The 13,139-nt window shown below is 73.0% G+C and carries 11 protein-coding genes; 4 read left to right on the top strand and 7 right to left on the bottom strand.

Translation table 11 applies throughout. The annotated features are described in order from the left end of the window. Positions 1-197 precede the first annotated feature (197 nt). From pruA to CRP52_RS20190, 4 genes are all read right to left on the bottom strand, one after another. Positions 198-1,823 carry an L-glutamate gamma-semialdehyde dehydrogenase gene (pruA, locus tag CRP52_RS20205; protein WP_097240213.1) on the bottom strand — a complete coding sequence of 542 codons (1,626 nt, stop codon included), beginning with the start codon at positions 1,821-1,823 and terminating at the stop codon, positions 198-200. A 221-nt stretch (positions 1,824-2,044) separates the two neighbouring features. Beyond that, complete coding sequence (locus CRP52_RS20200) at positions 2,045-2,701, bottom strand: HAD family hydrolase (RefSeq protein ID WP_257032704.1); 657 nt, start codon at positions 2,699-2,701, stop codon at positions 2,045-2,047. A gap of 86 nt (positions 2,702-2,787) precedes the next feature. Then, positions 2,788-3,297 carry a DUF6912 family protein gene (locus tag CRP52_RS20195; protein ID WP_097237683.1) on the bottom strand — a complete coding sequence of 170 codons (510 nt, stop codon included), beginning with the start codon at positions 3,295-3,297 and terminating at the stop codon, positions 2,788-2,790. Between the two features lie 132 nt (positions 3,298-3,429). Next, complete coding sequence (locus tag CRP52_RS20190; RefSeq protein WP_179852861.1) at positions 3,430-4,602, bottom strand: patatin-like phospholipase family protein; 1,173 nt, start codon at positions 4,600-4,602, stop codon at positions 3,430-3,432. A gap of 342 nt (positions 4,603-4,944) precedes the next feature. Between CRP52_RS20190 and CRP52_RS20185 the strand changes: the two genes are divergently transcribed. Further along, the gene (locus CRP52_RS20185) at positions 4,945-5,421 is read left to right on the top strand and encodes an Rv3235 family protein (RefSeq protein ID WP_097237681.1); all 477 of its coding nucleotides are present in this window, start codon (positions 4,945-4,947) and stop codon (positions 5,419-5,421) included. Between the two features lie 89 nt (positions 5,422-5,510). Here the strand turns inward: CRP52_RS20185 and secA are convergent, their stop codons facing one another. Continuing rightward, positions 5,511-8,273 (bottom strand): preprotein translocase subunit SecA, encoded by a 2,763-nt coding sequence (gene secA / locus CRP52_RS20180; RefSeq protein ID WP_097237680.1) that lies wholly within the window; start codon positions 8,271-8,273, stop codon positions 5,511-5,513. A 242-nt stretch (positions 8,274-8,515) separates the two neighbouring features. Here secA and CRP52_RS20175 point away from each other — a divergent pair, with 242 nt between their 5' ends. Further along, positions 8,516-9,073, top strand: a complete 558-nt coding sequence (locus CRP52_RS20175; RefSeq protein ID WP_097237679.1) for a GNAT family N-acetyltransferase — start codon at positions 8,516-8,518, stop codon at positions 9,071-9,073. 69 nt (positions 9,074-9,142) lie between these two features. After that, positions 9,143-10,354 carry a winged helix-turn-helix domain-containing protein gene (locus CRP52_RS20170; RefSeq protein WP_097237678.1) on the top strand — a complete coding sequence of 404 codons (1,212 nt, stop codon included), beginning with the start codon at positions 9,143-9,145 and terminating at the stop codon, positions 10,352-10,354. A 16-nt stretch (positions 10,355-10,370) separates the two neighbouring features. On the opposite strand, the gene CRP52_RS20165 is transcribed toward CRP52_RS20170, so the two are convergent. Together CRP52_RS20165 and hpf are read right to left on the bottom strand one after the other, a co-directional pair. Further along, entirely contained in the window at positions 10,371-11,123 is a 753-nt protein-coding gene (locus CRP52_RS20165) for a response regulator (RefSeq protein WP_257032699.1), read from the bottom strand. 202 nt (positions 11,124-11,325) lie between these two features. Then, positions 11,326-12,021 (bottom strand): ribosome hibernation-promoting factor, HPF/YfiA family, encoded by a 696-nt coding sequence (hpf, locus tag CRP52_RS20160; protein WP_097237676.1) that lies wholly within the window; start codon positions 12,019-12,021, stop codon positions 11,326-11,328. A gap of 366 nt (positions 12,022-12,387) precedes the next feature. Here hpf and CRP52_RS20155 point away from each other — a divergent pair, with 366 nt between their 5' ends. Continuing rightward, positions 12,388-13,110 (top strand): ComF family protein, encoded by a 723-nt coding sequence (locus CRP52_RS20155; RefSeq protein WP_097237675.1) that lies wholly within the window; start codon positions 12,388-12,390, stop codon positions 13,108-13,110. Positions 13,111-13,139 lie beyond the last annotated feature (29 nt).

Here is a 13,139-nt window from a genome sequence, read left to right as displayed (position 1 = left end):
CGACTGAAAGGGGCTCATGGCACGCATGAAACGTCCTCCCAGTGGGTAGGACGACACGTTCGTCCTGCAAGCCACCCGACGACGCCAGCCAGCCTAACCGGATCAATCGAAGGTGGACAGGGACAGGTAGGCGCAAACCTGCAGGATGTCGGGTCCGTCCTGGACAGCATGTCCAAACCGGAGGCTGATGTTCACTCTCAGCCCATGTGCGGGTATCCGTGGTGAGTCGGCGGGACGAACGACTCCTTGATCGACCGGGCCGAGGTCCAGCGCAGCAGGTTCTGGGCGGCACCGGCCTTGTCGTTGGTCCCGGAGGCCCGGCCGCCGCCGAAGGGCTGCTGGCCGACCACGGCACCGGTCGGCTTGTCGTTGATGTAGAAGTTCCCGGCGGCGAAGCGCAGCTCCTCCACGGCCTGCGCGATGGCGTAACGATCCTGCGCGATCACCGAGCCGGTCAGGCCGTACGGGGCGCCGCCGTCGACCCGCCGGAGCACGTCGTCCCAGCGGGAGTCCTCGTACACGTGGACGGCCAGGATCGGGCCGAAGTACTCGGTGCGGAAGATCTCGCCCCGGTGGTCGGAGGAGACCAGGACGGTCGGCCGGACGAACCAGCCGATCGCATCGTCGTACTGGCCTCCGGCCGCCAGTTCGATCGTCGGATCGGCCTTGGCGCGGTCGATCGCCTCCCGGTTCTTCTCGAAGGCGCGCCGGTCGATCAGGGCGCCCATGAAGTTGGACAGGTCGGTCACGTCGCCCACCGCGAGCGCGTCCACCTCCGCCAGGAACTCGTCCTTGATCCGCTGCCAGAGGCTGCGCGGCAGGTAGGCGCGGGAGAGCGCGGAGCACTTCTGGCCCTGGTACTCGAAGGCGCCGCGGATCAGCGCGGTCCGCAGGATCTCCGGGTCGGCCGAGCGGTGGGCCAGCAGGAAGTCCTTGCCGCCGGTCTCGCCGACGATCCTCGGGTAGGTGCGGTAGCCGCCGATGTTGGCGCCGATGGCCTGCCACAGCGACCGGAAGGTGGCGGTGGAGCCGGTGAAGTGCAGCCCGGCGAGCGCCGGATCGGCCAGCGCCACCGGGGAGACCTGCAGGCCGTCGCCGGTCACCAGGTTGATCACCCCGGGCGGCAGGCCGGCCGCCTCCAGCAGCCGCATCAGGTGGTGGGCGGCCAGCATCTGGGTCGGCGCGGGCTTCCAGACCACCGTGTTGCCCATCAGTGCGGGGGCGGTGGGCAGGTTGCCGGCGATCGCGGTGAAGTTGAACGGGGTGATCGCGTAGACGAAACCTTCCAGCGGGCGGTGGTCGGTGCGGTTCCACACCCCGGGCGAGGAGAGCGGCTGGTCGGCCAGGATCTGCCGGGCGAAGTGGACGTTGAACCGCCAGAAGTCGATCAGCTCGCAGGCGGAGTCGATCTCGGCCTGCTGCACGGTCTTGGACTGGCCCAGCATGGTGGCCGCGTTGAGCGTCTCCCGCCAGGGCCCGGAGAGCAGGTCGGCGGCGCGCAGGAAGACCGCCGCGCGGTCGTCGAAGGAGAGCGAGCGCCACTGCCGCCCGGCCGCCAGCGCCGCGTCCACCGCCGCACGTGCGTCCTCCCGGGTGGCGTTGCCGAGCACGCCCAGCTTGGCCGCGTGGTGGTGCGGCTGGACGACCTCGATCCGCTCGCCGCCGCCGAAGCGCTGCTCGCCGCCGATGACCATCGGCAGCGGGACCTGCTCGGCCGCCAACTCGTCCAGCCGCCGCACCAGCCGCTCCCGCTCCGGGCTGCCGGGCCGGTACGCGTGCACCGGCTCGTTGACCGGGGTCGGCACCTCGGTGACTGCGTCGATGGGCATGGCGGCTCCGTCCTGCTGGCTCGTCTGTCGCTCCAGCCTGACCAACGGCAGACCGATCCGCCCGCCCGGACACGCGGACGGCGGACGTGGCGCCCGCCACTGCCGCGCGCCGCCCGGCTCGGCCCGGGTCGGCTCAGAATCTCGCCCGGGTCCGCCCGGGGCCGCCCGGTTCAGCCCGGGTCCGCCCGGGGCCGCCCGGGGCCGCCCGGGGCCGCTCAGCCGGCGATCCGGCCCGCCAGCTCCACCGCCTCGGCCAGGGTGTCCACCACCGGGACGCCGACCGGCTCCAGCTTCTCGCGCGTGTGCGAACCACCGGTGTACAGCACCGCGTGCGCGCCCACGCTCAGCGCCGCCAAGGCATCGTCCGCAGCGTCCCCGATCAACACCGTACGGGCCGGGTCGACCTCCTCGCCGAGCGCGGCCAGGTGCCGGACGAGGTGCTCCGCCTTCTGCCCGCCCGCCGGGCCGCTGCGGCCGTCCACCCGCAGGAAGTGGCCGGTCAGGCCGAAGGTCTCGACCAGCGGGACGAGGTTCTCGTGCACGTACATCGACAGCAGCGACTGGCTGTGCCCGGCCGCCTGCCAGTCGGCCACCAGCTCACGGGCGCCCTCGGTCAGGCCGCAGGACGCGCTCAGCTCGCGGTAGCGCTGGTGGAAGGCGTCGTCCAGCTCCAGCCACTCCTCCCGGGAGGGCTCCCGGCCGAGCAGCCGCTGGTAGAAGCGCGGGATCGGTATCTCGTACTGCTCCCGGTACTCCTGCAGGCTCATCGGCCCGACGCCGATGGTCGCGAACGCGGCGTTGCTCGCCCCGAGCACCGCTTCCATGTCGTGGAAGAGCGTGCCGTTCCAGTCCCAAACGATGTGAGTGCGCACGGAGCACAACGGTAACGCCGGGCACCGACCCGCCGGTAGGACTCAGCTCACGCACCCGCCCCGGCAGGCCCGCCCGCCGCGCCCGCTCACGCCAGCAGCGCGGGGATCTCCTGGGTCGCGAACCAGAGCAGGTCGTGGTCCTCGGCGCCGTCCACGGTGAACTGGGCGTCCTGGTCGCCCGCGTCGGCCGCGGCCACCGCCGCCACCGCCGCCGCGACGTCCGTGACCACCTCGTCGTCGGACACGTCCGCGTGCACCGCGGCCGCCTTGGCCAGCCGCACCGGACCGGCCAGCAGCACCCGGCCGAGCGAGGCCTGGTCCTGGTACTCGTCGCCGGGGAAGGGCCGTACGGACGCGTCGGCCACGTCCAGCGCCACCACGACCCGGCGGCGCGGGGCGTCCGGGTCGGCGGCCAGCAGCCGCAGCGAGGCCTGGGCGGCCCGGTTCAGCGCCGCGTACTCCAGCTCCTCGATGTCGTCGCTGACGTACCACTCGCGCAGCGCGGGCGTCACGGCGTACGCCGCGGACTGCTCCAGGGCGCCGCCCTCGTGCGCCGCCGCCAGGCCGGTCAGGGTGGTGGGCAGGTACACGCGCATCGGTGACACTCTCCGGTTCGGTCCAGCGGGGTCCGTCCGCCGGGTCCGTCCAGCGGAACGGATTCCCCGGCGCCCCAAGAATAAGCGCCGCCGGGCTCCCGTGATCACCTGCGGTGCGGCTTGCCCGGCCGGTCACCGCGCGGCCCGCAGCGCCTCCCGGCTGGTCCGCAGGGCACTCTCCAGGACGGCGCCGCGGCGGGCCGGGTCCATCAGGTTCGGGCCCATCACGGCGAGGTCCGCCAGGGTCGGCGCGAGCAGCCGCACCCGGACGCCCTCGGCCCGCAGCAGCGCGGCCTCGCGCAGCAGCTGGCGGGTGACGGCGCGGCGGTAGCGGCTGACCAGCTGCGCCAGCACGCCGCGCGGGCGGTCCCGGTCGCGCCACTCGCGCAGCGCGGCCAGGGTGGCGCGCCCGGCCGGGCCGGACCGTTCGGCCCCGGCTGCCCTGTCGGCCCGCCGGTCCAGCCGCAGGGCCATCGGGGCGAGCACGTACACCTCGTCCAGCCCGCGCCCGAGCATCAGGTCGGCGTTGGTGGCCGACCAGCAGCCGCCGTCCACGTACGCCGAGCCGTTCAGGCGCACCGGCGCGAACCAGCCGGGGATCGCGCAGGAGGCCATCACGGCGTCGGCGACCGCGACCGCCGGGGCGTCCGGGTCGCCGAAAACGACCCGGCGGCCGCTGCGGTAGTCCACGGCGGCCACCCGCAGCGGCGAGCCCGCCGCCCACGCCGCCGCCCCGGCGGCCTCGCCCGCGCCCGCACCTGCGTTCGTGTCCGGGTCCGGGTCCGGGTCCGGCCGGCCGCCCGGGCCGAGCAGGCCGCGCACCAGCTCGCCGACCGGCGCCAGCGAGCCGCGGCCGTGCGGCGCCATCGCCGAGACCATGGTCAACAGCGGGTACTCCCGCGGGTGCCGGACGGCGTCGCGCAGCAGGCCCGGCGAGCCGATGCCGGCCCGCGGGCGGGGCGGCAGCGCACCGCCGACGGCGGTGTCGTAGTCGAAGTCGACCCCGGCCAGCGGACCCTCGGTGATCGGCAGGCCGCGCTGGTGGTCGCGCAGCTGCTCGGGCCGGACGCCGCCGGCCAGCATCGCCGCGAGGATCGCGCCCGCCGAGGTGCCGAGCAGGACGTCGGCCCCGCCCGGCTGTCGCCCGGTGGCCTCCTCGACGGCGCACAGCGCGCCGACCGTCCAGGCCGCGCCGAGCATCCCGCCGCCGCCCAGCACCAGTCCGCGCCGGGGTGCGCCCCCGGCGGGCGGGGCGGTGCCCTCGGTCGCCGGGGCCGGCACCGTCGCTGCTACCCGTGTGGTCATGGCGGCCGCCCGTCGTCGTGGGGGGCGGCTGTCCGCTCCCCGCGGTTCCCGGTCAGGCTCCGATGGTGCGCGCCCAGAGCGGTGCGACGCAACGCGGCAGCGGGCCAGGACCACCCGGTCCGCCCAGCCGGAGCGTCCCCTTTCGGGCCGTACGGCCTGCCCCCGCACGTCAACCGGGTGTTGCGCGAACGCTGCTTCGATCCCTCGCCACGCTGGCTGCCTCACCCGGATAGGTGAACTCGGAGCCCGGCCCCGACCGGGTCGAAAAGGCATTGCCGCCCCGCCCGGGCCACCCCCAGCCTGGACCCGTCCGTACCCGCACCACCCCGCCGAGGAGCCACCGTGACCGCCCACCTCACCGCCCGCCCGCACCGCCACCAACACCCTCGCCCGCACACCGCAGGCGCAGGAACCGGCACGGGCACGGGCACCTGCGATCCGGCCGGGCGCCGCCCGCGCCACCCGCGCGCCGCCTGCACCGGCACCCCCGGCCACGACCCCCGGGCGCTGGCCTCCCGCTTCGCCCACCAGCTGGTCGAGGTGCTCACCGGCGCCCGCCCCTCCGGCCAGCTGATGCGGCACACCAGCCTGGACGGCTACGGGCAGCTCGCCTCGCTGGTCCGCATCGGGGCCCTGCGCCGCGGCGGCGCCGCCGACCGGCCGCGGCTCGGCCCGGTGCACGACCGCTCGCCCTCGCCCGACGCGGTCGAGGCCTGCGTGCGGGTCGACCTCGGCCGGCGGCACCACATGGTGGCCTTCCGGCTGGAGCAGCGCGGCCCGGCGGGGCAGTGGCAGTGCACCGCCGTGGAGGCCCGGTGAACGCGCTGCGCCGCCCGGGGGCGCAGGGAACGGCGCAGGGCGCCGCCCCGGTACGGGTACGGCGCCCTGCGCGGCGTCCTGCGGCCGGCTCAGCCCTTGCGGCGGCGGCCCTTGGCGGACTTGGCGGCCTTGCGGCGCTCGGCGCGGGTCATCCCGTCGCCCTCGTCCTCCGGCGCGAGGTCCTCGAAGTCGCCCTCGATGACACCGCCGCCGATCTCGTCCGAGGGAGCCGTGTAGTGCAGCCGCTGCGGCTTCGGGGCCTCCAGGCCCTTGGCCTTGATCTCCGGGCGGGCGGCGTCCTTCTCCAGCTTGTCGAGCACCACCTGGGCGTTCTCGACCGGGACCTCCTCGACCTGCTGCTCGACCTGGACCTCCAGGTTGAACAGGTAGCCGACGGACTCCTCCTTGATGCCCTCCATCATCGCGGTGAACATGTCGAAGCCCTCGCGCTGGTACTCGACCAGCGGGTCGCGCTGCGCCATGGCCCGCAGGCCGATGCCCTCCTGGAGGTAGTCCATCTCGTACAGGTGCTCGCGCCAGCGGCGGTCCAGCACCGACAGGACGACCCGGCGCTCCAGCTCGCGCATGATCTCCGAGCCGAGCTGGTCCTCACGGGCGCCGTACTGGGCCTGGATGTCCTCCTGGATGACCTTGGTCAGGAAGTCGGGGGTCAGACCGGACGGGCCGCCGACCTCCTCCTCCAGGTCCGCCAGGTCCAGGGAGAGCGGGTAGAGCTGCTTGAGCGCGGACCAGAGCTTGTCCAGGTCCCAGTCGTCCTCGTAGCCCTCGCCGGTGGCCGCCTTGACGTAGGCCTCGACGGTGTCGTCCATGAAGTGGCCGACCTGCTCCTGCAGGTCCTCGCCCTCCAGCACGCGGCGGCGCTCGCCGTAGATGACCTCGCGCTGGCGGTTGAGCACCTCGTCGTACTTGAGGACGTTCTTGCGGATCTCGAAGTTCTGCTGCTCGACCTGGGTCTGCGCGGAGGCGATCGCGCGGGTGACCATCTTGGACTCGATCGGCACGTCCTCGGGCACGTTGGCCATCGAGAGCACGCGCTCGACCATGCCGGCCTTGAACAGGCGCATCAGGTCATCGCCCAGCGACAGGTAGAAGCGGGACTCGCCCGGGTCGCCCTGACGGCCGGAGCGGCCGCGCAGCTGGTTGTCGATCCGGCGGGACTCGTGGCGCTCGGTGCCGAGGACGTAGAGGCCGCCGGCCTCCTTGACCTCGTCCTGCTCGGCCTTGACCGAGGCCTTGGCCTTCTCCAACGCGGCCGGGAAGGCGGCCTCGTACTCCTCCGGGGTGTCCGTCGGGGTCAGCCCGCGCTGCGCCAGCTCGGCGGCGGCCAGGTGGTCGGCGTTGCCGCCGAGCATGATGTCGGTGCCGCGGCCGGCCATGTTGGTGGCGACGGTGACGGCGCCCTTGCGGCCGGCCTGCGCGACGATCTGAGCCTCGCGCTCGTGGTGCTTGGCGTTCAGCACCTCGTGCGGGATGCCGCGCTTGCGCAGCTCCTGGGAGAGGTACTCGGACTTCTCGACCGACACGGTGCCGACCAGCACCGGCTGGCCCTTCTCGTGCTTCTCGGCGATGTCCTCGACGACGGCGGCGAACTTGGCCGGCTCCGACTTGTAGATCAGGTCGGGCTGGTCGATGCGCAGCGGGGTCTTGTTGGTCGGGATCGGGACGACGCCGAGCTTGTAGATCTGGTGGAACTCGGCGGCCTCGGTGGTGCCGGTACCGGTCATGCCCGCGAGCTTGTCGTACAGGCGGAAGAAGTTCTGCAGGGTGATGGTGGCCAGCGTCTGGTTCTCGTTCTGGACCTCCACCCCCTCCTTCGCCTCGATCGCCTGGTGCATGCCCTCGTTGTAGCGACGGCCGGCCAGGATGCGGCCGGTGTGCTCGTCGACGATCATGACCTCGCCGTTCATCACGACGTAGTCCTTGTCCGCCTTGTACAGCTCCTTCGCCTTGATGGCGTTGTTCAGGAAGCCGACCAGCGGGGTGTTCACCGACTCGTAGAGGTTGTCGATGCCGAGGTAGTCCTCGACCCGGGTGACGCCCTCCTCCAGGATGCCGACGGTGCGCTTCTTCTCGTCGACCTCGTAGTCGCGGTCGATCTTCAGGCGCTGCACCAGCTTGGCGAAGTCGGCGTACCACTTGGTCGCCTGGTCGGCCGGGCCGGAGATGATCAGCGGGGTGCGGGCCTCGTCGATGAGGATCGAGTCGACCTCGTCGACGACCGCGAAGTAGTGGCCGCGCTGGACGAGTTCGTCCTTGGACCAGGCCATGTTGTCGCGCAGGTAGTCGAAGCCGAACTCGTTGTTCGTGCCGTACGTGATGTCCATCGCGTACTGCTGCTTGCGCTCGGCGGGCGTCATGTTGGCGAGGATCACGCCGACTTCGAGGCCCAGGAAGCGGTGCACCCGGCCCATCCACTCCGAGTCGCGCTCGGCGAGGTAGTCGTTGACGGTGATCAGGTGGACGCCCTTGCCGGTCAGCGCGTTCAGGTAGGCGGGCAGGGTGCCGACGAGGGTCTTGCCCTCACCGGTGCGCATCTCCGCGACGTACCCGTGGTGCAGGGCCGCGCCGCCCATCAGCTGGACGTCGTAGTGCCGCTGGCCGAGCACGCGCTTGGCGGCCTCGCGGACGGTGGCGAACGCCTCGGGGAGGATGTCGTCCAGGGTCTCGCCGTCCGCGAGCCGCTGCTTGTACTCGTCGGTCAGTGCGCGCAGCTCGGCGTCGGTGAGGTTGACGAAGTCCTCTTCGATGGAGTTGACCTGGGCAGCAATCCGCTGCAGCTTGCGAAGGATCTTGCCTTCGCCTGCGCGCAGGATCTTGTCGAAGACGGACACTTGAGCGGGCTCCTTGCCTGTATTGGCACTGGACGACTGCACGGCGGGTCCACCCCACCGCACGGGCCATCGTATGCGAGGAGTCCAATGCCCCGGGAGGTGCGTCAGCACGGTATTCCCGTGTCACCCGCGCGAGCACATGACCAGATAGCACCGTCCACCGTGACAAAACGGTCGGCCGGTCCGGGAGTTGGCCGGATAATCGGATGCCCGGGTTCCTCATGGCACGGAATAATCCGTACATGGATGAACTCCCCACCGAACCGGTCACCCTCACCACCGAGCGCCTGGTCCTGCGGGCCCCGCAGGAGAACGACATCGACGCGGTGTACACCGCCTGCCAGGACGCCGAGATCCAACGCTGGACGGTGGTCCCCTCCCCGTACCGACGCGAGGACGCGGAGTTCTTCGTCCGCGAGCTCGCCGGCGAGGGCTGGCGCACCGGTGCGAACCGGATCTGGTGCGTGTTCGAGCGCGAGTCCGGTGCCCTGGTCGGCAGCCAGGCGCTCGTCCTGCGCGACCACGACCCGCGCTGCGCCGAGGTCGGCTGGTGGGCCACGAAGGAGTTCCGAGGCCGCGGCTACACCGTCGAGGCCGCCCGGGCCGTCGCCCACTACGGGCTGCGCGAGCTCGGCCTGCGCCGCCTGGAGTGGCAGGCCTACGTCGGCAACGAGGGCTCCCGCGCCGTCGCCGACAGGGTCGGCTACCGCTTCGAGGGCACGCTGCGCTCGTACGCCGAGCAGCGCGGCGTCTTCCACGACGCCTGGCTGGCCTCGCTGCTGGCCTCCGACCTGGACTGACCGACCCCGTCGCCCCGGCTACCCGGCCGACCCGGCCGCGTGTCAGTGCCCCGGGCTACGCTCGCCGGCATGACCGCCGAAGCCGCCCGCAGCGTCCCCGTCACCGTCCTGAGCGCCGACGACGCCCGCCGGATCGCTCTGCGGGCCCAGGGCCTGCTGGGCGCACCCGACCGCCGGGCCGGGGTGCGCGGGGTGCTGCGGCACCTGGGTGCCGTCCAGCTGGACACCATCTCGGTGCTCGCCCGCTCCCACGAGCTGGTGCCGTACGCCCGCCTGGGCGCGGTCGGGCGCCCGGCCGTCGAGGCGGCGTACTGGGGCGGGGGCACGAGCTTCGAGTACTGGTCGCACGCGGCCTGCATCCTGCCGGTCGAGGAGTGGCCGCTGTTCGCCTTCCGGCGCCGCCGCTACCGCGACCGCGGCCACCTCTGGGGCCACCAGGTCGCGCCCGAGACCTACCGGCTGGTGCTGGACAAGCTGCGCGCCGAGGGGCCGCTGACCTCCACCGAATTGGGCGGCGCCAAGAAGACGGCCGAGTGGTGGGACTGGTCGGACACCAAGGTCGCGGTGGAGCGCGCGCTGGCCTTCGGCGACGTGGTCTGCACCGAGCGCCGCAGCTGGAAGCGCGTCTACGCGCTGGCCGAACAGGCCATCCCGGACTCCCTGTTCGGGCAGGACCGCTCGAACGAGGAGTGCGTGCGCACCCTGGTCGCCCAGGCCGGCACCGCGCTCGGCGTGGCCACCCGGGCCGACCTGCTGGACTACCACCGGCTGCGCGCCGAGGAGTTGGACCCGGTGCTCGCCGACTGCGGGCTCGTCCCGGTCGAGGTGGCGGGCTGGGGCCCCAACGGCGCCCCCGCCCCGGCCTGGGCCGATCCGGCCGCCCTCGCCACCGCCCCGCGCGGACGCCACCGCACCACGCTGCTCTCGCCGTTCGACTCGCTGATCTGGGACCGCCCGCGCACCGAGCGGATCTTCGGCATGACGCACCGGCTGGAGGCCTACACCCCCAAGCACAAGCGGGTGCACGGCTACTTCGCGATGCCGCTGCTGGCCGGCGGCCGGCTGGTCGGCCGGGTCGACCCGGCCCGCGAGGGCCGCACCCTGGTCGCCCGGCAGGTCTCGCTGACCGAGGACCGGGGCCACGGGGCCCGGCGCCTCGAAGCACTGGCCACCGCCCTGCGCGAGGCCGCCTCCTGGGTCGGCTGCGACACCGTGCGGGTCGGGGCGCTGCACGACGAACGGCTGCGCCCCGCCCTGGAGAAGCTGCTGGCGAACGGCTGAGCTCGACCGGCCCGGCTCACCCTATTTCGAGGATCTTCTCCCGCATCGCGTACACCACCGCCTCCATCCTGGAGTGCAGTTGCAGCTTCTCCAGGATGTTGCGCACGTGGTTCTTCACGGTGTTCTCGCTGATGAACAGCTCCTTGGCGATCTCCCGGTTGTTCATCCCGGTCGCCACCAGCTTGAGCACCTCCAACTCCCGGTCGGTGAGCCGGGGTGCGGGCACCAGGTCCCGGTCGTCGGAACGGCGCTGGATCATCGACTTGAACTCGGTGAGCAGCTTGGAGGCCATCGAGGGGCTGATCTGCGACTGCCCGTCGGCGACCGCGCGGATCGCGGTGGCGACCTCGTCGGTGGAGATCTCCTTGAGCAGGTAGCCGGTGGCCCCCGCCTTGATCGCCTCGTAGAGGTCGGCCTCCTCGTCGCTTATCGTCAGCATGATGATCTTGGTGCTGGGCGCCACGTCCTTGATCGCCGTACAGGCCTCGATCCCGCTGCGCCGCGGCATCCGGACGTCCATGAGGATGATGTCGGGTAGCAGGTCGGCGGCCTTCAGCACGGCCTCGGCGCCGTCCCCCGCCTCGCCGACGACCTTGATGTCCGGCTCCTCCGCGAGGACGATCTCCAGCCCCCGGCGGAACAGTGCGTGGTCGTCCACCACCAGCACACGGATCGGCTCACCCCGGCGCGGCGCATACGCGGGCTCCTCCTCCGGCCCCGACGGCAGCCCGGGCCCAGCCGCGGGCCCCAGCCCGAAGTGATCCCCCATCCGCTCCTCCCCCTTCGCGGGTAGTCGTGCGCCAATCATTCCACGCTCCGCAGTGGCCGCGGTCACCCTCCGGCGCCGATTCCCCCGCATCGGGTGACCCCTCCCCCGGGGACGGCCCCCGCTCGAACCGTCCTGCCCCGGAACGCCGGTGACCCCGGCGGCCGTAGCCGCCGGGGTCACCTCTCCATCGCTCCTAGGACGGTCAGTCCTCGTCGTCGGCTGCGCCGATCGCCCCACCCGCACCGCTGCCGGGCCCGGCCGACTGGTCGGTCTGCAGGTGGATGACACCGTAGTTGTAGCCGTGTCGGCGGTAGACCACGCTCGGCAGGCCGCTGTCCTTCTCCACGAAGAGGTAGAAGTCGTGACCGACCAGCTCCATCTCGTAGAGCGCCTGGTCGAGCGCCATGGGGGCGGCCGGGTGCGTCTTCTCCCGGACCACCAGCGGGCCTTCGCCCTCCACTTCCAGGGATCCCATCATGGTCTTGCGGACGGCGCCGTTCGTCCCGCCCTCCTGGGCCGTCGTGGCCGGCAGCGCGGCCAGGGCCGCGGTCGCCTCGGCGACGCTGATGGGGGTGCGGCCGTTCGCGCCGCCCTTGTGCACCCGGCGCCGGTCTGCGGACTTGCGCAGCTGCGCGTCGAGCTTCGCCGCAGCCAGGTCGAGCGCCGCGTACGGGTCGCCGGCGGCGGCTTCGGCCCGGATCACCGGCCCACGGCTACGGAGAGTGATCTCCACCCGCTCGGACCGGTCGGCCTGCCGCGGGTTGTGCTCCTTGGACACCTCGACGTCGAGGCTGATCACCTTGCCGTCGAACTTCTGGACCTTCTCCAGCTTCTCGGCCACGTGCTCGCGGAACCTCTTGGGCACCTCGGTCTTGCGGCCCTTGACGACGATGTCCACGCAGAACTCCGATCCCTCGTGCTGACGCCGATCCGGGTGTACCGGATCGGGCTGAGACCCAGCTGGACCAGCCCATCCACTGCCGGCCCCCCGTCCCCGCCGCCGGCGGGAAACGACTGGCCCTCACCTCACTTCCTCCCCACCAGGGACGGTTGAAACCCCCTGGAGCCTTATCGAACACCTCACACGGGCTTTTCGCCTCCCCGGGCGAGAAGGCGGGTATGACCCGATACTGCGAGCGGGCGGTCAAGCTGGTGCACCCTGTCTACCCTCCCGCGAGTGAAGTATGGGTAAATACCTGGACAACGACCCCCATACGGCGCATCCTTTGCTCACTCCCCGTGCCTGCCGCCGCCAGGAGCAGCCGTGCCGCTGAGCCCCTCCCCCACCCGTCCGCCGTCCGCCCACGGACCGTTCGGCCACGCACTGGCCGGGCTGCTGGACGTCCTGCTCCCCGCGAACTGTGCGGGCTGCGGCGCCGAACGCACCCAGCTCTGCCCGGCCTGTCGGCACGTCCTGGCCGCCGCGCGGCCCGGCCCCACCCTGCTGCCCTGGGCGCACGCCGCCGCCCCGTACACCGACCCGGTGCGGCAGTTGCTGCTGGCCCACAAGGAGCGCGGCGCGCTGCGGCTGGCGGGGCCGCTCGGCGAGGTGCTGGGCCGGGCGGTGCGCTCCGCCCTGGGGGCCCGGGCCGGGGCCGCGCCGCTGCTCCTGGTGCCGATGCCCTCGGCCCGCTCGGCGGTGCGCGCCCGCGGGCACGACCCGACGCTGCGGCTGGCCGGGGCCGCCGCCCGCTCGCTGCGCCGGGCCGGCCTGGACGTCCGGGCCGCGTCGCTGCTGCGGCACGCCCGTCCGGTCGCCGACCAGACCGGGCTGAACGCGGCGGAGCGGCGCCGCAACCTGCACGGCGCGCTCACCGTACTGCCGCGCGCGGGGGCCGGTCTGGCGGGCCGTCAACCCGTTCTGGTGGACGACCTGGTGACGACCGGGGCCAGCCTGTCCGAGGCCGCCCGGGCGCTGGCCGACGCCGGCCTGCCGGCCCGGGCCGGTGCCTCGGTCGCGGCCACCACGGTGCAGCCCGCCGACTGACCGCCCGCCACCGGGGCCCCGCGCCCCGA

The organism is Streptomyces sp. 1331.2, from assembly GCF_900199205.1.
In the GTDB taxonomy this organism is placed as follows: domain Bacteria; phylum Actinomycetota; class Actinomycetes; order Streptomycetales; family Streptomycetaceae; genus Kitasatospora.
Note: the sequence above shows the minus strand (reverse complement) of the source record. Positions and strands in the feature narration are given on the sequence as shown.